Genomic DNA, 22,195 nt, shown 5'->3' on the forward strand with positions numbered 1-22,195 from the left:
ATGACTGCCGAGATCATCCGCATCACCATCCTGCTCCTGATCTTCGCGGCAGTGTTCATCGCCACGCAGGTGACGGCGAGCAGTTTCGCCCGCGGCCGCAGCCACCGCGGCGCGATCAACAAGCGCCTGCAGATGATCAGCGCGGGCCAGGATCGCGAGCATATCATTGGCCAACTGATCAAGAACCGGCCGACCGGCGCCCCCAACTTGCCAGAAATGTTCGATGGCATGGTGATGGGCCTGCAGCGGATCGTGTTCATGTCGGGCATCTCGCTGACCGTGGGGCAGGTCCTGCTTTTCATGGGTCTGGGCCTCGTCGGGGTCTTCCTGATCGCTGTGTTCGGCCTTGCGCTGGTCGGTTCGCCCGTAACGGTCGGAACCGTACTGATCTGCGGCGTTTTCAGCTTGGGGCTGGCTGTCGCGATACCGGTAATGATAATTTCGCGGATTGCGGAATCGCGCCGCAAGAAGATGGAGCACCAGTTCCCGATCGCGCTCGACATTTTTGTCCGCGCGCTGCGTTCCGGCCACCCGATTGCGTCGGCGATCGACCTCCTGACGCAGGAAATGGACGACCCGATCGGAAGCGAGTTCGGCCTGATCAGCGACGAAGTGGCCTATGGCGCTGACTTGATCGGCGCGCTTGAGCATATGGCCGAGCGCTGGGACCTCGACGACATGAAGATGTTCGTCGTCTCGCTTTCGGTGCAGAGCCAGACCGGCGGCAATCTGGCCGAGATCCTCGACAATATCTCAAGGGTCATTCGCGAGCGCCACCAGATGTACCTGAAAGTGCGCGCGCTGAGTTCCGAAGGCCGGATGACGGCCTGGATGCTGACCGTATTGCCGGTCTTTGCGTTCGTGACGATCTTCCTGATGGCTCCGGAATTCTATCTCGACAGTGCTGAAGACCCGATCTTCATCTACGGCTTCATCATCCTGATCGCGATGTACATAACCGGGGTCATGATCATCCGGCGGCTTGTGGACCTGAAGGTGTGAGATGATCGAATTTGCCACCAACAACTGGATTTTGCGGGCGCTGATCCTGCTCGTGATCTTCGGCATTGTTGCCGCCGTGGTCCTGTTTATCTCCAGCGCGACCTCGCGGCGGATGCGTGTTTCACGCGAACTTGCCGCGCTCGGCGGCGAAGGTGGAGCGACCTCGAGCGAAACGCTCACCCGCCAGCGTACCGAAGGTGCCTGGGCGCGTATCGTCAATAGGGTTGAGAGCGCTGGCCTCAATTTGAGTGATACGGCCGAAACCGAAATCACCAAGCAGCTGCGAGCGGCGGGCTTCATCTCGCCTTCGGCACCGCGCATCTACACGCTGGTGCGATTGATCATGCTGTTCGTGCTTCCGGGGCTTTTCGTGGGATTGTCGCTGCTCAAGGCAGAGCCCCCCTCATTGCTCACGCTTTACCTTGGCGCGATGACCCTTGCAGCTCTGGGGATTTACCTGCCGAACATCTTTATCCGCGCAAAGGCGGAAGGCCGACGCAAGGAAATTCTCAACGGCTTCCCTGACTGCCTAGACTTGATGCTGGTCTGCATCGAAGCAGGGCTCGGGCTCGAAGCGACGCTCGACCGTGTCGGGCGCGAAATGGCCAATACCCACCCGCTCATCTCGCAAATGCTCAGCGAAACCACGCTGCTGATGCGCGCTGGCGCCAGCCGCGAGGACTCGCTTCGAAAGCTCGGCGAGAATGCCAGCGTGGATGAGATCCGCTCATTCGCGACCTTGCTGATCCAGTCAGACAAGCTGGGCACCAGCCTTTCGACCACCTTGCGCGTCTATTCCGCAGAAATGCGTGAATCGCGCCGGTTGCGGGCCGAGGAGAAAGCGCACCGCCTGCCAGTGCTCCTCTCGATCCCGCTGGTGGCGTTCATGCTGCCGACGATGATCGGCGTGATCATTCTTCCGGCTGTCGTTTCAATCATCCGCGAACTTCTTCCGGCTTTGTAGGGGGTTAGACCATGAAGCACACAATCCGCACCGCAAGCTGCATCGCCGCCGCGCTGGCGCTGGGTGGCTGCCAGAGCTTCATCAGCTCGCTCGGCTTCGGGCCAAAGGATTCGGCGCAGACCGAACGCCGCGCCGAGATCTTCGGCGGCGACGAGCTCGAGAAGGGCCAGTTGGCGCTCAGGCAGGGCAATACCACGGTCGCCATCCAGCAGTTCCGGCTGGCCGCTCTGAACGAGGAATATGCAGCCGATGCTTTCAACGGCCTCGGCATCGCCTACGCCCGGCTTGGCCGCGCCGACCTGGCCGAGCGCTATTTCCGTACCGCGGTCGAGCTCGACACGGGCAACCCCAAATATGCCGCCAATCTGGCGCGCTTCTATGAATCGCCGCTCGGCAATTCGCCCGCCGCGCTCGCCATGCGCGAACGCGAGGCCGAAGCGGTGCTGGCGCAGGCCGAGCAGGCAGCGGCGGCCCAGGGCCTCACCGGAGTGCCCGCAGATGCCAACGTCGCGGCCAACAGCGCAGTGACAGTCATGCAACCGCATGCGGAAGTGACCCGCACCAGCCCCCGCGAACTGCACATAGCTACCGCTGCTGCGACCGCACAGCCCGTTCCTGCCGCCGAGGCGCCCGTTCAGGCCGTCGCAGCACGCGGAGGCACCGCGCAAAGCCGCATCACTCTGGTCGGCCGGGCCAACCAGTCGCAACCCCAAGCAGAGAAGCCCAAGGGGCCGGTGCGCATCGTTGTCTCGCGCGGCGGCGGGCGCTGGGCGAGCCGTCCGCGTGCGGCGAGCTATCCGGTTCGCGTGGCGCTCAAGCGCGACGACTAAGCCTTGGACACAGCCTTGGATACAGGCCTGCTCTGGCCTGCAGGCTTGAGCCTGCTGCTCGTGATTGGCGCCATCACGGACATCCGTGAACGTCGCCTTGCCAATTGGCTTTCGCTTGCCCTGCTGCTGTTCGGCCTCGCGCACGGCTTCGCTCTCGGCGGACTGTCGGCGCTGGGCTGGCATGGCGCGCATGCGGCGATTGCGCTGCTGGTCGGCATGGCGCTGTTCGCGGTCGGCGTGATCGGCGGCGGCGACGCGAAATTCTACGCCGGTGCGGCGGCCTATTTTCCAATCTCCGCCGGTCTCGACTTGCTGCTATGGGTCGCGCTTTCGGGCGGAGCCGCGGTCATCGCCTGGTTCGGCCTGAGGAGGGTACTCAGGCGCGAGAAACCCTCGCCCGAGAGCCTTCAAGCCAAGTTTCCCTATGGTGTGGCAATCGCCGCCGGTGCGATGCTGGTCGGATGGCAGGTCGTCGGCAACGCGTGACAGCGCCCTGCCGTACAGGCATAACGGCGGCATGAGTTCGGCAATGTCCCTCAACTTCCCAGACGCATGGGCAGACCGGCTGGTCGAGCGCGCGCCGCGCCTCGCGCTGCTCGCAGTTGTGGCGATGGCCTGGGCGATGACGCTGGCCTGGCCCCCGCCGCCGGCAGGCTCGCGGACGCTGGTCGCCGGACAACCCAATGCCACGCCGCTGGCGGGCTACCCGCTGCGGCTGGACCTGCCAGATACGCATCCCGTTACCATGGAAGAGTTGATTGCAGTCGTCGGCCGACACGAATCGATTGCAGAAGCCAGCAAGGACATTTCCGCTCGCAGCGCGGGTACCGTGAAGTCCAGCGCCTCTTCGCTTCGCACCGGTTTCGCTGCTGCCTTCTCGGCTTTCCTCGATCCGGCTCCAGCCGGGCGCAGCGGAAACGGCGCCGCCACGCTGCAAGCACCCGCAACGCAGAAGCTCGGAAGCAGCGAGTTGCTGTCCGTCGATTACGATTTGGCCAAGCTCAACCCGAGCCAGCCCTCCGCCGCAAGCGAAACACCCGGTTACAAAGCGACGTTCAATTCCGAAGACGGCAGCCTGACAGTCACCAAGCAGCTGCTGGTCGACGGCAAGAGCCGCGGCAGCGCCACGATCCGGATCGAGGAAGGTGCGCAAATCCTGATCGCCACCGCTTCGGTGGCCGATGCGCTGGGCCCGCAGGTCGACAACCTGCCCCGCCGCATCTCCGGCGCAATCGCCACCCGCACCGGCTTCATCCCCTTCCACGAGTTGCGCGGCGCGGGCATCGCGGTCGAATACGATCCCGTGACCGACCGGGTTTCGCTTTCTACCAACTCGTGATCCGCATCGACGGCAAGCAGTGACGCTGCCCTTTCACCAGCCTATGCTGGCGCACGAATGATCGAAACGCTCGACACATCGGTGCGGCTGGTCGCAGTCGGCGCCACGCTGCTCCTGCTGGTGTTGCTGCTCGCCGGCGAGGTGCGTCGCCCGATAAAGATCGCGCTCGCAGGCCTGCTGCTGGGCGCGGTCGCCTATCTCTTCAATTCGGCGGAGGGATTGCGCCCTTCGCCTGCCCTCAGGCCGCTGATCGACCTCGGCTCGGTCTTTGCGCCGTTCTGGATATGGTTGTTCGCGAGACATTTGTTCGAGCGCGAACCTCCTCCGTTGCTCATATGGACGCTCGCCGCCGCCCTCATCGCTGGCTGGCTTTCCGGCCATTACCTACCCGGCACCCACCCTGCCGGTTTCTACCTGATCCACGCCATCGGCCTGGCGCTGGTGGCAGACCTGTTCCGTGTCGCGCTGGCTGGCCGCGATGACGACCTCGTCGAGCGCCGCCGCCCCATTCGCCTCTGGCTGCCGATCCTCGTCGCGGCGCAATCGGGCGGCATCCTGCTTTACGAAGTCGTGGCGGGCACTTCGGCGGCACCGCCGCCGGTGCAATTGGTCAATGCGTCGCTGATATTGGCGATCGTGCTGTTCGCAGGCCTGGCGCTGTTGCGCACCGACCCCGACCTGCTGGTCGAGACCGAGACCGGCCGCAGCCACACCACGGACCGCGCCGCGCTGTCTCCCAGCGAACAGGTCCTGCACGACAAGCTGCGCGAAAGCATGGATGCGGGCTATTATCGCACGCCGGGCCTTACGATCACCGGATTGGCCGAACATCTCGGCGTGCCCGAACATCGCCTTCGTGCCCTGGTCAACCAGCGGCTGGGGCATCGCAATTTTTCGGCTTTCCTCAATCGCCACCGGATCGGCGAAGCCTGCGCAATCCTGGCGGATCGCGACCGCGTCGACCTGCCGGTGCTGACGATTGCGATGGACCTCGGCTACAATTCGCTGGCGACCTTCAACCGCGCCTTCCGCACGGAAACCGGAACGACTCCAACCGATTACCGGCGTGAGCGGCTGGGCGGCACGACCGGTCAAAACTGAAAAAACGCGGGCAATTCCGAAAACGACCGGTATTTTCCGGAAGCGCGGAGCATTCCGCGCGGCCCTTCGCCATCTCGTGTCCGGGACATTCCTCTCAATACGAGTGACGACACATGGACAATGCCACTATCCAATACTGGGTCGACCGGATCGAGACGCACTTCATCAACGTCTATACCTTCGATCTCGGCCGCTATTTGATCGCCGCCAGCCTCCTGACACTGCTGCTTTGGCTGGCCAAGAGCTGGAGCGACGCACGCCGCATCCAGCGCCGCCGGGCGAAACGCGAAGATTACATCCGCGAAATCGCCTCTTCCTTCCGCACGGTGTTCTTCTTCGCAATCACCGGCCTTTCGACCCTGCTGATGATCGAAGGCGGGATCGTAAAGATGCACCAGGGGCCCTATGGCGTGGGGCTCTTCCTCGTCCAGCTGGTCGCGATCACGTTGGCGCATGACGCCTATTTCTACTGGATGCACCGCGCGCTGCACCACCGGCGGCTGTTCCGCGCCACGCATTTGCATCACCACAAATCGCGCACCCCCACTCCGTGGGCGGCCTACAGCTTTTCAATCTGGGAAGGGATTACCGAGAGCACCTTTATCCCGCTCTACCTGTTCCTGCTCTCACTGGTCGGGATCGCCTATATCGACTTTGCGATCTTCATCTTCCTCGCGTGGATGATCCTTCGCAATGTGATTGGCCATTCAGGGGTCGAGCTGCACCCGGCGGGCTGGGTCGACCGCAAATGGCTGGACTGGCTCACCACCACCACGCATCACGACCTGCACCACAGCGAAGGCAACCACAATTTCGGGCTCTATTTCACTTGGTGGGACCGCTGGATGGGCACCGAACACCCGCAGTACAAGGAACGCTTCCGGGCGGTGGCCAAGCCGCTGGTGATGTCCCCTCGCCTCGCCGAAAAGCTGAGCGTGGCGGTGATGGCGCTATTCGCCAGCGCGATGACGCTCTCTGCCGGGGCGGCATCGATGGGCGCGATCGGGGTTTGACGCTATCGGGCTTGTTCGTGCCATTCGCGCGCGAGCAAGCCCCTTGCAGTTATGCGGTCAGATGCGCGACGAGCGCTTTCACCTTTTTCTGGCGCCACTGCGGCAAGGGCGCGACCAGCCAATAGCCTCGGCGCGATTCATCGGGGCCCTCGAGAATTTCGAGCCTGCCTGCCGCAATCGCTTCTTCGACCAGTGGCAATGGCAGTTCAGCCTTGCCCAGCCCCGCGATGGCAGAGCTCAGCGCTTGCCCCGGATTGCCCGTCGTCACGCAGGACTTGGCATTGTCGGGCAGGCTCGATCCGGGCCAGCTGATCCAGCTGTCCTGCCCGCCGGGCGCGGCCACGACCACGCGCTGCGCAGCCGCCAGTTCAACGCCCTCAAGTTCGCCCGGCCCGTCGATCAGCCGCACTGCAAGGTCGAGGTTCGCTTCGGTGAAGTCGGCGTTCTCGTCAGCCACGATGTGGTACTGGATATCGGGATTGGCCGCCTTGAAGCTCGCCAGCCGCGCGCCCAGCCATTGCGCGTAGAATTCGCGCGGCACCGCGATGGTGTAGCGGTCCGAAGCCTGCCCGGCCTGCATCGCCTGCACGCTTTCCTCGAACTTGAGGAAGCCTTCGCGCAATGCATCGAGCCCCGCGCAGCCTTCCTCGGTCAGTTCGAGCCCCTTGCTGGTGCGGCGGAACAGCACCACGCCAAGGTGATCCTCAAGTGCACGGATCTGCTGCCCGACCGCCGCCGGCGTCACCGCCAGCTCGTCCGCGGCGCGCGTGAACGAAAGGTGCCGCGCGGCGGCGTCATAGACGCGCAAGGCGTTGAGAGGCAGGTGGGTCCGCTTCATGGAACATGGGAATTAGGCGCACAGGCCCCCGCGCTCAAGTAGCGAAGCGCAAAAGCAAAAAGAATTAGTCTGCCGTGGCGGGCGCCGCGAGAGGGAAGAAGGGAATGCGCACTTCCAGCGGCCCACCTTCATCCCGCACGAAGGTGTAGAAGCCTTCCATCGAGCCATGCGGCGTCGCCAGCGGGCATCCCGAGACATAATCATGGCTTTCACCGGGCCGCAAAACGGGCTGCTCGCCCACCACGCCTTCGCCATCGACATGGTTGACCATGCCGCGCCCGTCGGTGATCCGCCAATGCCGTGTGCGGAGCTGCAGCGTCTCGTGGCTGCCGTTCTCGATACGGATATGGTACACCCAGAACCACTTGCCCGCATCGGGCTGCGATTGTTCGGGCAGGAAGTTGACCGCGACCCGCACGGTAACCCCTTCGGTGGTTGCAGCGTGTTGGAACAACTCTTTCATGACGCCTTGAAGTTAGCGATTGGATCGCGCGCGGCAAGATGCCTGACGCGGTAATCCACCTCCTTCGCATACCCACTGCGCTTGGGGTTACCACGCAATAGTGCTAAGCTAAGGCATTCAGAAAAGCTGGAACAATGCCGGGTCGCCTCGCGGAACACTGACGGGAGGTCAAAAATGTTCAAGGTCATTGGCTTGCTGGCTGCCCTGCTGACCAGCACCGGAATCGGTAATTTCACGTTTCAGAGCGAATCGGATTCGGCCGAAGCGACCCGCCTGGCGGCGCTCGATCCGACATTGCCCGGGCGCAAGGGATGCAGGGGCATCGACGCGCGCGGGCAGGCGCTCGACCAGCGGCTGCAACTGGCCGCCGGCATGTCGCTGCCGCTCTCGGTGCAGGCGGGTGCACGTTCGCTCCCGCTCTATTCCTCGATTCCGACGTCAGACATAACCGCCACCGGCATTGGCGGCGAAGGGCGCGCCTATTTCGACCAGGGCGTCGCCCTGCTCTACGGCTTCAACCATGCCGCCGCAGTTCGATCCTTCCGCAAGGCACGCGCCTTCGAACCCGAATGCGCCATGTGCTGGTGGGGCGAGGCCTATGCCAATGGCCTCAACATCAATGCGGGCATGAGCGAAGAACAGAATCGCATGGCGATCTTCGCGGCAAAGCAGGCTGAACGGCTTTCGGCCAATGCCAGCGACATGGAAAAGGCGCTGATCGCAGCGCAATTGGCGCGTTTCCCTGATGACCTCGCCGCCGACCGCGCGGCGCTTGAGCGCAATTACTCGGCGATGATGATGAAAGTGGCGGAGCGCTTCCCGCAGAGCAACGACATCGCCGTGCTGGCAGCCGAATCCGCAATGAATACCACTCCGTGGGACTATTGGGTGCCCGGAAGCAGCCAGCCCCGCGCCCAGATCGGCCCCGCCATCGCGCTGATCGAACGGGTCATGGCCGATAATCCCAAACACCCGCAGGCATCGCACCTCTACATCCATCTGATGGAGAACAGCCCCGATCCCAAACTGGCGGAAGCCGCCGCAGATCGCCTCGTCGCCAATGCGCCGCCCGCGCTGGGCCATCTGGTCCACATGCCCGGGCACATCTTCTACCGTATCGGGCGCTATCTCGATTCGGTTGACGCCAACATCAAGGCCGCGCGCGCAGACGAAGCCTATCTTTCGGTCGCAGGCGACGACGGGCTCTATCGCTACGGATATTACCCGCACAACGTCCATTTCCTGCTCACTTCCGCACAGATGGTGGGGGACATGCACCGGGTCGTCCACGAGACCGAACGGCTCAAGCGCATCCTCGACGTCGACATCGCGCGCCAGTTGCCGTGGGTCCAGGCGATCCATGCTGCACCGCTGTTCGCGATGACCCAATATTCCTCGCCTGAAGCGGTTCTCGCGCTGACGAGCACGCCGAGCAAGCTGGGTTATGTCGAAGCCATGCGGCATTACGCGCGGGCCGTCGCCGATGCGCGCAGCGGGAATGCGGAAGGCTATGCAGCCGAAATCGCGGCGATGGAGCGGCTCAAGTCGGACCCGCAGGTCACGGCGATGGTCGATGCAGGCTTCCCCGCCCCCGATATCGTGCAATTGGCGATCCATGTCGCCAAGGGGCGCAAGGCGCATGCGGACCGCAATTTCGGCGAAGCGATCAAGCAATACCGGCTCGCGCAGGAAATCGAGAAGACAATCCCCTATAACGAGCCGCCTTATTGGTATTACCCGATCGCGCAATCGTTGGGCGCATCGCTCTATGAAGCGGGCCAGTATCGCGAGGCTTCGGCCGCCTTCCGCGAAGCGCTGTTCAAAGCGCCCAATAATGGCTGGGCGCTCTATGGGCTGGCGCAAGCCGAACGCAAGCTTGGCAACAGGCTTGAGGCCAAGGCGGCGGAAGCGGCGCTGGCCAAGGCCTGGGCAGGCGAGCGCGACTGGCTGAGGATGGACCGGCTCTAGCCTTTCAGCGCGCCAGTTCTTCTTCGATCTGCGCCAGCCGCTCCTTGCCGAAGAACATCCGGTCGCCAGCCACTCCTCATTCGGCCGGGTTATGCTCGGCCAGGAAGGCCTCGAGCGCGTCGTACCATTTCTGCTCGTTCTCGGGCTTGCTGAAGGAATGGCCTTCATCCTCGATCACGAGCGTGGTCAGGGGCACTCCGGTCCCCTGCGCAGCCTTTTCGAATTTCTGGAACTGGCTGAAGGGCACGCGGCTATCGTCCTTGCCATGCGCCAGCAGAACAGGCCGGGAGAGCGCGGCCGCCTGGCGGTAGGGGGAAACCAGATCGAGATCGAATGTCTCGTCGCCTTCAACACGGGCACGCCATTTCTTGCTGCTTTCGCGCGTGAAGAAACGCCGGTCATATTTGAGCATCAGGTCCCAGTCCGTTACCCCCGCCCAACTTGCCGCACAGCGATAGCGCTCGGGATTGCGGATCACGGCCCAGAGCGCCGCGTAGCCGCCATATGATCCACCTACGACACAGACGCGGCTCGGATCGGCAATTCCCTCTGCGACGGCCCAGTCCATGGCATCGTCGAGATCGTCCTGCATCGCGCGCCCGATCTGGCCGGTCCCGAGTTCGAAGAAGGCATCGCCATAGCCTCCCGAACCGCGGTAGTTGGGCTGGAGCACTGCATAGCCGCGGTTTGCGAGGAACTGGACCTCGTCGTCATATCTAAGCTTGTCGCGCACGCCGTAGGGCCCGCCATGCGGAAGGATGACAAGTGGCAGTGATTTGGGATCACGGCCGACCGGAAGCGTGAGATAGGCCGCGATGCGCGTACCGTCGCGCGCGGTGTAATTGACAGGCTTCGGTCGCGCCAGAAGCCGGAAGTCGATCTTCGGACGGTATTCGGCAAGCTGGTCGAGCCTCTTCGTCGCAGGCGTATAGACATAGAGCACGCCGGGGTCGGCTTCGCTGCCGGCCCAAACCAGCATTCGCTCGCCATTCTTCGAGCGCGACGTAACCCACACGCTCTCCTGCCCCAATGCCTGGCGCAGTTGGCGATAGAGCTTGTCGTACTCTTCATCGAACCAAACGACCTGATCGCGATCATCGGTGTAGAGCGCGGCAAGCGGCTCGCCATCGCGCAAGAGGACGTCTTCGATGTCCCATTCGGGATGTTCGTAAACAGTCTCTACGACCTCTCGGGTCGCATAGTTGAAGCGCCGCAGGCCCACGCGCCCGCTTTCGGCTTCGTCTAGCACGTAGCCTGTATCGGATCCGCTTACGATCTGGGCAACATCCCAGAACCGGTCTGTCTCGTCTTGCTTGATCTTGCCGATCAGCTTGAACTTCGAGTTGCCGTCCGGCCTGTAATGAATGCGCAATCGCTTGGATCGCCAGCCGGTTCCCATGCGGACAACACCGGCATCATCGGCATGCCAGCTCCAAACCCCCTCGATCGGCTTCTGCACCTCGATGACGGAACCTTTGGATTCCAATTCGTAGCGATAAACCGAAGGATAGTCGTAAATCGTCTTCTGGACCGCCACGAGAGCATATGAGCCGTCTTCAGCGACAAAGATGACGTCATCCCCCTCAACCGCCTTGTTCTTGGGGAACAGGATCTCGCTGGTCTTCGTCTCGGGAAACATCAACAGCAGCCGCGTATACGGAACATCGGCCCCGAAGAACTTTCCCATTGTCGAGATCGAGATCAGCAAACGATCCGGCCCGGCCCAGCGATACCATTGCAGTTCGCTCTTTTCAGGAACCGCCGCAGTCGACACGACGCGGTTCGTATCTATTTCGACTGCGCGAATTGCCGTCTGGTCCCCGACCTTCATGAGCAAGGCGAGCTTCGTTCCATCGGGAGAGAGTGCCGCGTCCCAGAAACTGCTCCTCGCGGCCAGATGCTCGGTCGCGATCAATTCCGGGCGTGCGCTATCCTCCGCTGCGGGAGCCGATTCGGCTGTAGCCTCCGCGAATGCAGCGATCTCTGGCGTACCGGAACTGGCCGCAAGTGCTGCTCCATTTGCGACAGGAAGCGACCAAGCCCATGCGAACAGCATGGAACCGAACACCGTATTGCGACCCATTTACCTGCCCCGATTTCATTCCATTCAGGAAGGAATAGAGCAGCCTTTTGCAAGGGCAAGTCGCTTTAAATATACAGGTTCAAATTTTGTTTAGTTCTTCTTCGATCTGCGCCAGCCGCTCCTTGCCGAAGAACATTTCACCACCCACGAACATGGTGGGAATGCCGAAAGTGCCGCGATCGACCGCCTTCTGGGTATTGTCGACAAGGCCCTGCTTCACCTCATCGCTATGCGCCCGGTCGAACAGGTCGCGCGCATCGAAGCCGGCTTCGGTAACCGCCGCGGCGACCGCTTCGGGATCGCTCACGTCGAGATCCTGCTCCCAGATCGGCGGCAGCATCGCTTCGACGAATTGAACCCCGCGCCCGTCCTGGTCCGCCGCATAGAGCATGCGTTGCAGCACGACCGAGTTGAACGGGAATTTCGAGTTCATGCGGAACCTGTCCAGCCCGTGCTTCGCGATGAAGCGCTGCATCTCAAGCGCGGCATAGGCGTTCTTGCCCTTCACCTCCGCGTCGCGGATCATCGGCGGGGCATTGCCGGTGAGCTTGTGCATCCCGCCTAGGAACACGGGCACGACATCGAGCCCGGCATCCCGCTCGCGCAACAGGTCGCGCAGCGGCCACCACACGAGATAGGCGTTGGGGCTGACGAAATCGAAGATCAGTTCGACACGCTTGTTCATGATGGACGCGCCTCCTTCAGCGATGATGGAGCTTCGCATGACCATGGTCGCGAGGGCAAGCGGCCGAAATCCGCGAACATGGTTAATTTCGCATAAACCCTGATTGGTCGGCAAATCTTAGCCCCCCAAAGGGCATGTGCGGCATGGACCGAAAACCGTCAGGGGACAGGCACGATGCTTGAAATGCTCGGAAGGCTGGCCGCAAGGCTGCGCCGCGACCTTCGCGGCAACGTCCTGATCGTGACCGCGATCGGCGCGGCCACGACTGTGGGCGCGGCCGGGCTTGGCGTGGACACGATCCAGTGGTTCCTGGCCAAGCGCCAGCTGCAGCAAGCGGCAGACTCGGGCGCGCTCGCCGGGGCGATGAGCCATTATCGCGGCTATTCGATTACCAACCCGGTCAGCAATACGATCGATCGCAACTTTCCCGATGCGGTAACGCTCGAACGTGTCGTCTCCCCGCCGGCAGTGGGCGCCTATGCGGGCGACCCGCGCGCGGTGGAAGTGCTGATCAGCGTCAACCGCAAGCTGCCCTTCTCCAGCATCTTCATGGAGAACACCCCCGTGATCCGCACCCGCGCTGTCGCCACCGCAATGGCGGTGGGTGAGCCATGCGTGATCGCGACCGCGACCGACGGCATCGGGATCGACGTGTTCGGTAATGCCGACGTCAATCTCGACTGCCCCGTCGCGTCGAATTCGCCCGAGGGCGTGTCGGTCGACGTCGGCGGTACCGGCTATCTCGACACCAACCTGATTATGAGCGTGGGCGGGATCGACTATGGCGTCGGCAACATCCCGAGCACGACGGCGGTCGTGTCCTATGGTCTGCCGGTGGACGATCCGCTCGCCTCGCGCGGGCTGACGACGCCGACGACGCCAGCGGGCTGCACCTTCAACAGCTACAGCGTGACCCCTAGTGAGAACGTCACCATGACACCTGGGCGCTATTGCAACGGTGCAAGGCTCCAAGGCACCGTCACCATGTCTCCGGGCGTCTACATCATGGATCGCGGCGAATTCAGGGTGAACTCGACCGCGCGGGTGACCGGCCATGGCGTGACGATCATCCTGACCGGCAATACGTCGAGCAATGTCGCAACGCTGAACATCAACGGTAGCGCCTACATGGACTTGCGTGCGCCAACATCAGCAGAGAATGCGACCTGGGCCGGCATCCTGTTCTTCCAGGACCCGATCGGCGACGAGCCGGCGCATATTATCAATGGCGGTGCGGATATCGATCTAGAAGGCATCATCTACATGCCTACCGGCAACCTCACCTATAATGGTGGCGCCACGCAGGACGCGCAATGCCTGCTGATCGTTACCGAACGAGTGAGCTTCGGCGGGACCAACCGGATCGACAACAATTGCAATGACGAGATCGACGCAAACCTCGGCACGGCCCGCGTTATCCGGGTGGTGGAGTGATGGCTATGCCGGGCCAGATAAACCGCATCGCCCGCAAGCTGCGCGGCGATAGCCGCGGCTTCGGCGCGATGGAGCTGGCGCTTTCGCTGCCCTTCGTGCTGTTTCTGTGCCTGGGCATGATCGAGGCCTTCGGACTGGTCGCAACCAAGATCGACTATGAGCGCGCGGCCCAGCGCACGACCGACTATGCCTTTGCAAAGCGCCCCAACACTGCCGACGGCACCTATCTGGTCACGGTCGCGAGGGCGGCTGCAGGCGTGCCTGCAGGAAGCGTCAACGTGCAGATTTTCCTCGAATGCAACGGCACGCGCCAATCGGTGTTCACCGGCAATTGCGCAAGCGGCCAGGTGCCCGCACGCTTTGTAAGCGTCGAGATCCGCCAGGCGCAGCCGACCCGCTTCGATTGGGCGGCGCTGGCCGGAATATTCGGCGTGCGCGGTTTCAGCAGTTCGGTGCTTGTCACCGGGGATAGCCTAGTGAGGATCCAATGACCTTCTTGCGCCGCATCCTGCGCTCATCGAGCGCCTCGTCGACAGTCGACTTCGCCTTTGCATTGCCTGTGCTGGTCACGATCATGCTCGGTACGCTGCAATTGGGGCAGTATTTCCAGGTGTCGGGCACGCTGCGCCATGCGCTGGGCGAAGGCATTCGCTACGCCAAGGTCTATCCCAGTGCGACACAATCGCAAGTGACCGACGAAATCCGGGATTCGCTGCCTGCGGTCGACCAGTCCAAGATCAGCTCCGTCGTTTTCGTGCGCGGCACGTCGGGCGGAATCGACTGGGCTGCGGCCGCGATCCGCTATCGGCTAGAACCGTTCATCCCGTTCATTCCGGTTCCGCCGATCACGATCCAGGAAACCAGCGTCGCCTATATTCCCGCTGGCGTCTGAGCCCGCTTCGACCGATGCTGTCGGTCGAAATGGCTAGAACCCTACCGATTTGAGCGCTTGCTCGAGGTCTTCCATCAGATCCTGCGGATCTTCCAGGCCGACATTGATCCGCAGCAGACCCTCGGTCACGCCCATTTCCGCGCGCGCCTCTTCGCTCATCCCTGCATGGGTGGTTGACGCCGGGTGGCACATCAGGCTGCGGGAATCGCCGATATTGTTCGAGATATCGACCAGTTCCAGCGCGTCGAGGATCGCAAAGGCCTTGGCACGACTGCCCACATCGAAAGCGAAGATCGAGCCGGTTGCATCCATTTGCTTGAGCGCCAGTTCGTGCCGGGGGTGACTCGACAGGCCGGGATGGAGGATGCGCGGAACGCGCGGCTCGATGAAGCGACCGAGTTCGAGCGCGTTTTCGCTCTGCTTGTGCGCCCGCAGACTCAGCGTTTCGAGCCCCTTGTGCACCACCCAGGCATTGAAGGGCGAAATATTGGGCCCGGTATTGCGCTGGAATGGCAGGAGCACTTCGTTGATGAATTCCGCGCTGCCGCAAACGGCGCCGGCAAGAACCCTGCCCTGCCCGTCCATCAGCTTGGTGGCGGAATAGGCCACAACGTCCGCGCCGAATTCGAGCGGGCGCTGCAATGCGCTGGTGGCGAAGGCATTGTCGACCACCGTGACGATGCCATGCGCCCGCGCAAGGGCGCACACGAAAGCGAGATCGACCACGTCAAGCGTGGGGTTGGCCGGCGTTTCGAAGAAGAAGACCTTGGTGTTGGGGCGGATCGCAGCTTCCCATGCGGCGTTGTCGGTGCTGTCGATCACGCTCACTTCAATGCCAAAGCGCGGGCAAAGGTGGTCGAGTAGCCAGCGACACGAACCGAAGGCGGCGCGCGCGCCGACCACATGGTCGCCGACGGAAAGCTGGCACAATAGCGCTGCGGTCATTGCCGCCATGCCGCTGGCCTGGGCGCGGCAGGCCTCTGCACCTTCCAGCAGCGCAATGCGTTCTTCCAGCATGGCGACGGTAGGGTTCTGCAGGCGCGAATAGGTCATCCCTTCCGCCTCGCCCGCAAAGCGGTCTGCCACTGTCTGCGCATCGTCGTAAGTATAGCCCGAGCTGAGGAACAGCGCCTCGCTCGTCTCGCCATGTTCGCTGCGCCAGGTGCCGCCACGCACTGCGCGGGTGGCGGGGCGCCATTTGCGGGTCACGGCCCGATCCATGCCGGTGGTTTTCTTCATGACTGGCGGGTTAGTCGCCGCAACCGCCATCGCGCAATAAAAAAGCGGGGCACAAAGGCCCCGCTTTCGAATTCGTCTCTGCGACTGTCAGCTCAGGGGCTGACCGGCTTGTCATCGCCGTCGAGCAGGATGATGCCCAGGGTAATACCGGCGATGGCGCCCAGAACTCCCAGGAGCGTCCCTCCACCAAATTCCTGCTCGCCCGAAACCGGAGCACGCTCCGAAACCTGCGCCTGCAGGGCAATCGGGGCAGCGATCAATGCGACCGCGCTTGCAGCAAGACCAATCTTCTTCAACATAAACCGCGTCCTTTTGATTTCCGACGGGAGTTTCCCGCCGATTCCAATCGACAATTCAAACATCTGCCACAACGTTTCTTAGCAGAGCCGCCTTGCCCACGAATAGCGAAGGCACGGACTAGTACAATTTGCGACACATCCAGATACGGCGATAACGAACAGGCCGAAACATAAGAATGTGTGAGCCATAGCCTCGCCTTGCGGGCGCCAATGCAAGTCGGTAATCGCTGGATCGATGAACCAGGCCCCTGCACAGCCCCGCGACCCGCTCGGCCTGACCATACTCGTCGCCGTGGCCTTCGCCGCGCTCTGCTCGATCCGGCTGACGACGCTCGCCATGCCCTATTTCGACGAGGTGCACTACCTCCCAGCTGCGCGCGAAATGCTGGCCGGCGGCGAATACATCAACCGCGAACACCCGCTGCTGGGCAAGACGATCCTGGCGGCCGGGATTGCTTTGTTCGGCGATGCGCCGTTCGGCTGGCGCATATTCCCCTTGCTGGCAGGCGTGCTGACGCTGTTCGCGAGCATGCGCGCCATGTGGCACGCCAGCCAGTCGCGTTTTGCGACACTGGCCTTCGGCATCCTGCTGGCGAGCGGCTTCATGCTGCTGGTGCAGGCGAGGATCGCCATGCTCGACATCTTCATGGCCTGCTTCCTTGCGCTCGCCGCGTGGCAATTCACTGCCGCGATGCGCAAACCCGAACAAGGCCGCATGCGGCTCGCCGCGACCGGCCTGTTCCTCGGTGCTGCGATGGCCGCCAAATGGAACGCGATCCCGCTTGCCATGCTACCCGGCATCGCCTTCTTCCTCGCGCGGCTATCGGCTGGGAGGCGGCGTCTGTTCACCAGCCGCCGCGGAATCCCGGTGCCGGGCGTTTCGCTGCTGGAAGCGGCACTGTGGCTCGGCGCGGTACCGCTGGCGACCTATGCGCTCAGCTTCTGGCCTGCCATGTTCATGCAGGAAAACCCGCTCACCAGCGGAGGTTTTTTCGCGCTCCATCGCGAAATGCTGGCGCTGCAAACCCAGGTTCTCGCACCGCACAGCTACCAGTCGAACTGGCCCGACTGGGTGCTCAACGCGCGCGCGATCTGGTATTATTATGAGGCCGTCGACGGCATCCAGCGCGGCGTACTCCTGCTTGGAAATCCTCTCACCATGCTTCTCGGAATTCCCGCGCTTTTCTGGTGCCTTGCCAGCGGTATTTCAGAGAGAAACTGGGCCCGGATCGGCATGGTAGCGGGCTATCTCGCCAGCCTTGGCCTGTGGTTCGTCGCCGACAAATCGGTGCAATTCTATTACCATTATTTCGTGCCGCATTTCTTCCTGCTCGGGGCGCTTGCGCTGGCGCTCGACGCGCTGTGGCAAGCAGGGAACCGGCGCGTTCCGATGCTGGTGCTGGGGGGCAGCCTGGCCATATTCGCGTGGTTCTATCCGATCCTCACCGCTGCAAGGTTGGCAAGCCCGCAAAGCTTCCTCGACTATGCGTGGATCCCCGGGTGGAGGTGAAGCTGGATCAATACCGGCCCCAGACGAAGCGGCTCGATAGCGCGTAGTTCCAGACCGAGCCGACCAAAATTCCCGCCAGCGCCGCGAGGAACCACACCAGCCCCTGCATCTGCAGCAATGTCGCCACCGCCACATTGGCAAACCCGCCCACCGCACAGGTAAGGCAGAAGCCGATCCACCCCTTGAACAGGGCTGGTCCGCCCTTCAGCCGCTGGTCGCGATAGGTCAGCCAGTTGTTGAGGAAGAAGTTGAAGCTCATTGCGCTGAGCACGGCGAGCGCCTGCCCGACGGCAAAACCCTTGCCGAAGGCGAACAGCAATAGGCTCAGGACGGCCATATGCACCACTACGCCCAGCGCACCCACAGTGCCGAACAGCGCGAAGCGGGTAGGAATCACCTTGCCGAACACCTTGTCATACATCCCGGCGAGGAAATCGAAGGCGATGGCGCGGTCGAGCTTGCTTTCGCCTTCGCGCCGCGCCGCAAAGTGTAGCGGGAACTCGCGCACCTGCAGCGGGCGATCCGAACTCGCCAGCAGGTCGAGCAATATCTTGAAGCCGATGCCCGACAGGTGCGGCACGAGCGAACGCGCCAGATCGCTCGACAGCAGGAAATAGCCGCTCATCGGGTCGCTCAGTTCGACGCCCGTAAGTTTGCGCGCCAACGCGTTGGCGGCGTGGGACAGCCGTTCGCGTTCGGGATTGTCCCAGCTGGCAGTGCTCGCACCGTCTGCGAATCGCGAAGCAACCGCAACGTCGGCTTCGCCCGCACGCACCGACGCCAGCATCTGCGGCAGAAGCGCGGGGTCATGCTGGTGGTCGGCGTCCATCACCGCGACATAGGGTGCGGCGGTCGCACAAAAACCCTCGATCGCGGCGCTGGCAAGCCCCTTGCGCCCGATCCGCTGGATCACGCGGACCCGCAGGTCATCGCGCGCTAGCGCGCGCGCTTCGTCGGCGGTGCCGTCGGCCGAATTGTCATCGACAACGAGCACTTCCCAACCGGTTGCGCCCAGCGCCGCGGAAACGCGTTCGATCAGCGGGGCCAGGTTGCCCCGCTCGTTCAGAGTGGGCAGGATGATCGCGAGTTCGAGTTGTCCCGCGCGCGTCACGTCAAAGCCGCTCGCAGACGGCCTCGCCGATCGCCGCGCAGCCGAGCGTGCCGCCCAGATCCCCTCCGCGCACACCGTCCTTCAGTGCGCTGGCCACTGCATTCTCGATCCGCGCCGCTTCGGCTTCGAGCCCGAAGCTGTGGCGCAGCATCATCGCCGCCGAAAGGATCGTCGCCATCGGATTGGCCTTGCCCTGCCCGGCAATATCGGGCGCGCTGCCATGGATCGGCTCGTACAGCCCGAATGTTCCATATGCCGTCTGCCGCTCGCCCAGCGAGGCGCTGGCGAGCAGCCCGATCGAGCCGACACACATGCTCGCCTGGTCCGACAATATGTCACCGAAGAGATTGCCGGTCAGCACCACGTCGAAAGCGCCGGGCGCCTTCACCAGCTGCATCGCGGCATTGTCGACATACATGTGCTCGAGCGCGACATCAGGATATTCGGCAGCGACTTCCTCAACCACTTCGCGCCACAAGCGGCTGGTTTCGAGCACATTGGCCTTGTCGACACTGGTGACGCGATTGCCGCGCGTCTGCGCAGTGCGGAAGGCGACATGCGCGATCCGGCGCACTTCGTCCTCGGCATAGGCCATGCGGTCCCAGCCCTCGCGTCGCCCGTCGGGCAGCACATGGCGCGCCTTGTCTCCAAAATAGACGTCACCGGTCAGCTCGCGCACGATCACCAAATCGATCTCGCGCGCGATCTCGGGGCGCAGCGCGCTCAGTTCCTCAAGCCCGTTGAAGCCCTTCGCCGGGCGCAAATTGGCAAACAGGTCCAATTCCTTGCGCAGCCCCAGCACCGCCTGTTCGGGGCGCAAGTGCCGATCCAGATTGTCGCAAGCGGGGTCGCCCACCGCGCCGAACAGCACCGCATCGGCTTCGCGCGCCATCGCCAGGGTCTCGGGCGGAAGAGGGTGGCCGTGCTTGCGGTATCCCGCCGCGCCGACATCGCCTTCGAGCAGCGTCAGCCCCGGCAATTGCAGCGCATCGAGCACGCGCAGCGCCTCTTGCGTCACTTCGGGGCCGATCCCGTCACCGGGCAGGACTGCAATCTTCATCGGGGCGCCTTCATGTCAGCATCCGCGCGAGCCGTTCGCGCAGCAGGTGCCGGGCCGCCATAACATCGCCGCGCCGGTCGGCAAGCAGGTAGCGTGCAAGAGGTCCTTCCAGCCGGTCAAACGCAGCTAACAGCCCGGCGAGTTCGTCTCCCGTCTCCGGCCGTTCGCCGCCATAGCCGAGCTCGCGCAGGAGCAGAGTCTCATAAGCGATCATCGCGGGCAGCCAGCCGCGCGCCGAAGGGGCCTGGCACACAGCGGAAAGCAAGGCATCGAGTGCCGAGAACAGCGAGGGATATGGGTTGCGTTCAGGCAGAGCGGTGGCAGTGAGCGCGCAGGCCCAGCCGATCGCTGCCGCCGGAAGCGGCTCGGTCAGCCACGGCCCACGGCTTTCGGTGAGTTCTAGCTTGGCGAAGGGTAGCTGGCTGTCCGACTTGCTGCGCAGTTCGGCCTCGATGCGGTTTCCGGGGATCATCACCGGCCGCAGCTGCCGCCCGCGCCCGCCCGCGATATAGGCCGCAACGACGCCGAATTCCTCGGTCAGCAGACGCGCAATCGCAGCGGTTTCGCCATGGTGGCGCGAAGCGATAAGGATGGCGGGCGCGCGCAGGTTCATTGCGCGGCCGGATTACTTGCCCGCGAGCTTGGCTTCCAGCGCTTCGATCCGCGCCTTGAGCGCTTCGTTTTCCTCGCGGGCCTTCTGCGCCATCAGCTTGACGGTGTCGAATTCCTCGCGCGAGACGAAGTCCATGCCGCCGAACGCTTCTTTCAGTCGCTCGCGCGCGCTTTCGCGCGCTTCGCGCGTCATCCCGGCGAATGTGCCCGCGGCACTGTTCGCAAGCTTCACGAAATCGGCGATCATGGGGTTCTGGCTTTGCATGGCCGCTATCTGGCCCCGAAGGCTAAGGAACGCAAGAGCCAGCTAAAGCTGGTAGCGCTGGGTCGAAGCCGAGGGCACATCCTGCCCGCCATCGGGATTGAGCCTTTGGAACTCGTAATTGAGCACAGTCGCGAAACCCACCCATGCAAGATAGGGCAGCAGCAGCAGCGCCGCCGAACGGCGCACTCGCCAGAATGCCGCAATCAGCAGCAGCAGGGTGAAATCGACCAGCCCCAGCACCATCAGCCCGCCTTCGATGTTCTGGTTACCGAAAAACACCGGCGTCCAGGCAAGGTTGCAAAGGAAATGCACGACGAACAGCCCGATCGCGAGGCCACGCCCGCGCGCGCCCCAAGAGCTGCACACAAGCGCCAGCGAAAAGCCGATGATCGCGTAAAGCACCGTCCACACGATCCCGAATGTGGCCGGCGGCGGATAGATCGATGGCTTTACGAGGCTCTGGAACCACAGCGTATTGGGGCTGCCCGCCTGCCCGGCGATAAAGCCCAGCAGCATCACCAACGGCACGGTGAACAGCGCCCAGCGGATCAGGCTGGCGCGCAGCTGGCTGCGTGACGCGATGACGTTCATGCTTACCCCCGATTGATTCGCTGGCAGTTCATGGATGTGCGATACACGCTGCGCAACCGGAGGCAAAATCGCTGTACCACAGCGGGATGGGTCGCATTTGTCATGCGATCAGCCGCGCCGGGCGCAAATCAGGAACTCGACATTGCCCTGCGGCCCGGTGATCGGGCTTTCGACGATCCCTTCGACCGCCCAGCCCGCGCCTTCGAGCCAGCCGCGCACTTCGCCGCACACGCGCTCATGCAGCGCCGGATCGCGCACGACCCCGCCCTTGCCCACTTCCTCGCGCCCCACTTCGAACTGAGGCTTGATCAGCGCCACCAGCGTGCACGGGGTCGCGGCCAGCTCCAGCGGACGCTCGAGCACTTTGGCGAGACTGATGAAGCTGGCGTCGCACACCACCCAATTGCATGGCCGGTCGATCAGCTCCGGCGTAAGCACCCGCGCGCTGGTCTGTTCGAGCACGGTGACGCGCGGATCCTGCCGCAGCTTCCAGGCGAGCTGGTTGGTGCCGCTGTCGACCGCGTAGACATGCTCAGCCCCGCCTTGCAGCAGCACATCGGTGAAGCCGCCGGTGGAGCTGCCGATGTCCATCGCCACCCCGCCCGCCGGATCGAGCCCGAAATGCTCGATCGCATGCGCCAGTTTAATCCCGCCACGGCTGACCCACGGATGGTCGCGCCCGCGCACCTCCAGCGGCGTGTCCGCTGCGACCTGCTGCCCCGGCTTGGCGATCTTGGTCTCGCCACTGAACACCAACCCCGCCATCACCAGCGCCTGCGCACGCGCACGGCTTTCGGCGAGCCCGCGCTCGACAAGCAACTGATCGATCCGGCGTTTTCCGCTCATGGTGCAGCCTTGGTCATGGACGCGAAAGGCGTTAGCGCGCATTGTGGCGA

At 63.3% G+C, this 22,195-nt stretch carries 24 protein-coding genes; 12 read left to right on the forward strand and 12 right to left on the reverse strand.

Translation table 11 applies throughout. The features are described 5' to 3' along the window. The 7 genes from ACUJ47_RS05335 to ACUJ47_RS05365 all read left to right on the forward strand — a co-directional run bounded on the left by ACUJ47_RS05335 (nt 1) and on the right by ACUJ47_RS05365 (nt 6,249). Nucleotides 1–1,002: a type II secretion system F family protein gene (locus tag ACUJ47_RS05335; protein WP_445537389.1), complete on the forward strand. Its 1,002-nt coding sequence runs from the start codon at nt 1–3 to the stop codon at nt 1,000–1,002. 1 nt (nt 1,003) lies between these two features. Beyond that, complete coding sequence (locus tag ACUJ47_RS05340; RefSeq protein WP_445537390.1) at nt 1,004–1,966, forward strand: type II secretion system F family protein; 963 nt, start codon at nt 1,004–1,006, stop codon at nt 1,964–1,966. Nucleotides 1,967–1,977: 11 nt separating this feature from the next. Then, on the forward strand, nt 1,978–2,796 hold the full coding sequence (locus ACUJ47_RS05345) for a tetratricopeptide repeat protein (protein WP_445537391.1): 819 nt from the start codon (nt 1,978–1,980) through the stop codon (nt 2,794–2,796). A 45-nt stretch (nt 2,797–2,841) separates the two neighbouring features. Continuing rightward, entirely contained in the window at nt 2,842–3,282 is a 441-nt protein-coding gene (locus ACUJ47_RS05350; RefSeq protein WP_445537392.1) for an A24 family peptidase, read from the forward strand. A gap of 43 nt (nt 3,283–3,325) precedes the next feature. Continuing rightward, nucleotides 3,326–4,135: a hypothetical protein gene (locus tag ACUJ47_RS05355; RefSeq protein ID WP_445537393.1), complete on the forward strand. Its 810-nt coding sequence runs from the start codon at nt 3,326–3,328 to the stop codon at nt 4,133–4,135. 57 nt (nt 4,136–4,192) lie between these two features. Continuing rightward, the gene (locus tag ACUJ47_RS05360; protein WP_445537394.1) at nt 4,193–5,236 is read left to right on the forward strand and encodes a helix-turn-helix domain-containing protein; all 1,044 of its coding nucleotides are present in this window, start codon (nt 4,193–4,195) and stop codon (nt 5,234–5,236) included. Between the two features lie 113 nt (nt 5,237–5,349). Next, on the forward strand, nt 5,350–6,249 hold the full coding sequence (locus ACUJ47_RS05365; protein WP_445537395.1) for a sterol desaturase family protein: 900 nt from the start codon (nt 5,350–5,352) through the stop codon (nt 6,247–6,249). Between the two features lie 49 nt (nt 6,250–6,298). Here ACUJ47_RS05365 and ACUJ47_RS05370 read toward each other — a convergent pair whose 3' ends face one another. Together ACUJ47_RS05370 and apaG are read right to left on the reverse strand one after the other, a co-directional pair. Further along, nucleotides 6,299–7,087, reverse strand: a complete 789-nt coding sequence (locus tag ACUJ47_RS05370) for a LysR family transcriptional regulator (protein WP_445537396.1) — start codon at nt 7,085–7,087, stop codon at nt 6,299–6,301. A gap of 64 nt (nt 7,088–7,151) precedes the next feature. After that, nucleotides 7,152–7,550 (reverse strand): Co2+/Mg2+ efflux protein ApaG, encoded by a 399-nt coding sequence (apaG, locus tag ACUJ47_RS05375; protein WP_445537397.1) that lies wholly within the window; start codon nt 7,548–7,550, stop codon nt 7,152–7,154. A gap of 174 nt (nt 7,551–7,724) precedes the next feature. Here apaG and ACUJ47_RS05380 point away from each other — a divergent pair, with 174 nt between their 5' ends. Next, entirely contained in the window at nt 7,725–9,518 is a 1,794-nt protein-coding gene (locus tag ACUJ47_RS05380) for a hypothetical protein (RefSeq protein WP_445537398.1), read from the forward strand. Between the two features lie 76 nt (nt 9,519–9,594). On the opposite strand, the gene ACUJ47_RS05385 is transcribed toward ACUJ47_RS05380, so the two are convergent. Next, nucleotides 9,595–11,601: an alpha/beta hydrolase family protein gene (locus ACUJ47_RS05385; protein ID WP_445537399.1), complete on the reverse strand. Its 2,007-nt coding sequence runs from the start codon at nt 11,599–11,601 to the stop codon at nt 9,595–9,597. Between the two features lie 79 nt (nt 11,602–11,680). Continuing rightward, nucleotides 11,681–12,286: a 2-hydroxychromene-2-carboxylate isomerase gene (locus tag ACUJ47_RS05390; protein ID WP_445537400.1), complete on the reverse strand. Its 606-nt coding sequence runs from the start codon at nt 12,284–12,286 to the stop codon at nt 11,681–11,683. Nucleotides 12,287–12,460: 174 nt separating this feature from the next. On the opposite strand from ACUJ47_RS05390, the gene ACUJ47_RS05395 reads away from it, so the two are divergent. Genes ACUJ47_RS05395 through ACUJ47_RS05405 form a run of 3 tightly spaced genes read left to right on the forward strand, consistent with a single transcriptional unit; the run spans nt 12,461 to nt 14,612 of the window. Beyond that, entirely contained in the window at nt 12,461–13,720 is a 1,260-nt protein-coding gene (locus ACUJ47_RS05395; protein ID WP_445537401.1) for a pilus assembly protein TadG-related protein, read from the forward strand. Between the two features lie 5 nt (nt 13,721–13,725). Next, a complete protein-coding gene (locus ACUJ47_RS05400) occupies nt 13,726–14,211 on the forward strand; it encodes a TadE/TadG family type IV pilus assembly protein (RefSeq protein WP_445537402.1) in 486 nt (161 codons plus the stop codon). Beyond that, a complete protein-coding gene (locus ACUJ47_RS05405) occupies nt 14,208–14,612 on the forward strand; it encodes a TadE/TadG family type IV pilus assembly protein (RefSeq protein ID WP_445537403.1) in 405 nt (134 codons plus the stop codon). Before ACUJ47_RS05400 ends, ACUJ47_RS05405 begins: the two co-directional genes overlap by 4 nt. A gap of 33 nt (nt 14,613–14,645) precedes the next feature. On the opposite strand, the gene ACUJ47_RS05410 is transcribed toward ACUJ47_RS05405, so the two are convergent. Continuing rightward, on the reverse strand, nt 14,646–15,851 hold the full coding sequence (locus ACUJ47_RS05410; RefSeq protein WP_445537404.1) for a trans-sulfuration enzyme family protein: 1,206 nt from the start codon (nt 15,849–15,851) through the stop codon (nt 14,646–14,648). A gap of 92 nt (nt 15,852–15,943) precedes the next feature. Further along, the gene (locus ACUJ47_RS05415; protein WP_445537405.1) at nt 15,944–16,150 is read right to left on the reverse strand and encodes a hypothetical protein; all 207 of its coding nucleotides are present in this window, start codon (nt 16,148–16,150) and stop codon (nt 15,944–15,946) included. A gap of 235 nt (nt 16,151–16,385) precedes the next feature. On the opposite strand from ACUJ47_RS05415, the gene ACUJ47_RS05420 reads away from it, so the two are divergent. Beyond that, a complete protein-coding gene (locus tag ACUJ47_RS05420) occupies nt 16,386–17,660 on the forward strand; it encodes a phospholipid carrier-dependent glycosyltransferase (protein WP_445537406.1) in 1,275 nt (424 codons plus the stop codon). Between the two features lie 7 nt (nt 17,661–17,667). Here ACUJ47_RS05420 and ACUJ47_RS05425 read toward each other — a convergent pair whose 3' ends face one another. From ACUJ47_RS05425 to ACUJ47_RS05450, 6 genes are all read right to left on the reverse strand, one after another. After that, a complete protein-coding gene (locus ACUJ47_RS05425; protein ID WP_445537407.1) occupies nt 17,668–18,771 on the reverse strand; it encodes a glycosyltransferase family 2 protein in 1,104 nt (367 codons plus the stop codon). 1 nt (nt 18,772) lies between these two features. Beyond that, nucleotides 18,773–19,831: a 3-isopropylmalate dehydrogenase gene (gene leuB / locus ACUJ47_RS05430; RefSeq protein ID WP_445537408.1), complete on the reverse strand. Its 1,059-nt coding sequence runs from the start codon at nt 19,829–19,831 to the stop codon at nt 18,773–18,775. 10 nt (nt 19,832–19,841) lie between these two features. Continuing rightward, a complete protein-coding gene (gene recO / locus ACUJ47_RS05435; protein ID WP_354144357.1) occupies nt 19,842–20,444 on the reverse strand; it encodes a DNA repair protein RecO in 603 nt (200 codons plus the stop codon). 12 nt (nt 20,445–20,456) lie between these two features. Further along, the gene (locus ACUJ47_RS05440; RefSeq protein WP_445537409.1) at nt 20,457–20,708 is read right to left on the reverse strand and encodes an accessory factor UbiK family protein; all 252 of its coding nucleotides are present in this window, start codon (nt 20,706–20,708) and stop codon (nt 20,457–20,459) included. Between the two features lie 42 nt (nt 20,709–20,750). Then, the gene (locus ACUJ47_RS05445) at nt 20,751–21,299 is read right to left on the reverse strand and encodes a TspO/MBR family protein (protein WP_445537410.1); all 549 of its coding nucleotides are present in this window, start codon (nt 21,297–21,299) and stop codon (nt 20,751–20,753) included. 108 nt (nt 21,300–21,407) lie between these two features. After that, a complete protein-coding gene (locus tag ACUJ47_RS05450) occupies nt 21,408–22,145 on the reverse strand; it encodes a TlyA family RNA methyltransferase (RefSeq protein WP_445537411.1) in 738 nt (245 codons plus the stop codon). Nucleotides 22,146–22,195: the final 50 nt, after the last annotated feature.

The organism is Altererythrobacter sp. Z27, from assembly GCF_052683155.1.

Bases quoted from the DNA above. Each gene is read 5' to 3' on its own strand.
- ACUJ47_RS05365 (WP_445537395.1), top strand. From the start codon at position 5,350: ATGGACAATGCCACTATCCAATACTGGGTCGACCGGATCGAGACGCAC.
- ACUJ47_RS05385 (WP_445537399.1), bottom strand. From the start codon at position 11,601: ATGGGTCGCAATACGGTGTTCGGTTCCATGCTGTTCGCATGGGCTTGG.
- ACUJ47_RS05445 (WP_445537410.1), bottom strand. From the start codon at position 21,299: ATGAACGTCATCGCGTCACGCAGCCAGCTGCGCGCCAGCCTGATCCGC.
- ACUJ47_RS05450 (WP_445537411.1), bottom strand. From the start codon at position 22,145: ATGAGCGGAAAACGCCGGATCGATCAGTTGCTTGTCGAGCGCGGGCTC.
- ACUJ47_RS05345 (WP_445537391.1), top strand. From the start codon at position 1,978: ATGAAGCACACAATCCGCACCGCAAGCTGCATCGCCGCCGCGCTGGCG.
- ACUJ47_RS05390 (WP_445537400.1), bottom strand. From the start codon at position 12,286: ATGAACAAGCGTGTCGAACTGATCTTCGATTTCGTCAGCCCCAACGCC.
- ACUJ47_RS05340 (WP_445537390.1), top strand. From the start codon at position 1,004: ATGATCGAATTTGCCACCAACAACTGGATTTTGCGGGCGCTGATCCTG.
- apaG (WP_445537397.1), bottom strand. From the start codon at position 7,550: ATGAAAGAGTTGTTCCAACACGCTGCAACCACCGAAGGGGTTACCGTG.
- ACUJ47_RS05405 (WP_445537403.1), top strand. From the start codon at position 14,208: ATGACCTTCTTGCGCCGCATCCTGCGCTCATCGAGCGCCTCGTCGACA.
- ACUJ47_RS05420 (WP_445537406.1), top strand. From the start codon at position 16,386: ATGAACCAGGCCCCTGCACAGCCCCGCGACCCGCTCGGCCTGACCATA.
- ACUJ47_RS05400 (WP_445537402.1), top strand. From the start codon at position 13,726: ATGCCGGGCCAGATAAACCGCATCGCCCGCAAGCTGCGCGGCGATAGC.
- leuB (WP_445537408.1), bottom strand. From the start codon at position 19,831: ATGAAGATTGCAGTCCTGCCCGGTGACGGGATCGGCCCCGAAGTGACG.
- ACUJ47_RS05370 (WP_445537396.1), bottom strand. From the start codon at position 7,087: ATGAAGCGGACCCACCTGCCTCTCAACGCCTTGCGCGTCTATGACGCC.
- ACUJ47_RS05395 (WP_445537401.1), top strand. From the start codon at position 12,461: ATGCTTGAAATGCTCGGAAGGCTGGCCGCAAGGCTGCGCCGCGACCTT.
- recO (WP_354144357.1), bottom strand. From the start codon at position 20,444: ATGAACCTGCGCGCGCCCGCCATCCTTATCGCTTCGCGCCACCATGGC.
- ACUJ47_RS05440 (WP_445537409.1), bottom strand. From the start codon at position 20,708: ATGCAAAGCCAGAACCCCATGATCGCCGATTTCGTGAAGCTTGCGAAC.
- ACUJ47_RS05380 (WP_445537398.1), top strand. From the start codon at position 7,725: ATGTTCAAGGTCATTGGCTTGCTGGCTGCCCTGCTGACCAGCACCGGA.
- ACUJ47_RS05415 (WP_445537405.1), bottom strand. From the start codon at position 16,150: ATGTTGAAGAAGATTGGTCTTGCTGCAAGCGCGGTCGCATTGATCGCT.
- ACUJ47_RS05410 (WP_445537404.1), bottom strand. From the start codon at position 15,851: ATGAAGAAAACCACCGGCATGGATCGGGCCGTGACCCGCAAATGGCGC.
- ACUJ47_RS05355 (WP_445537393.1), top strand. From the start codon at position 3,326: ATGTCCCTCAACTTCCCAGACGCATGGGCAGACCGGCTGGTCGAGCGC.
- ACUJ47_RS05360 (WP_445537394.1), top strand. From the start codon at position 4,193: ATGATCGAAACGCTCGACACATCGGTGCGGCTGGTCGCAGTCGGCGCC.
- ACUJ47_RS05335 (WP_445537389.1), top strand. From the start codon at position 1: ATGACTGCCGAGATCATCCGCATCACCATCCTGCTCCTGATCTTCGCG.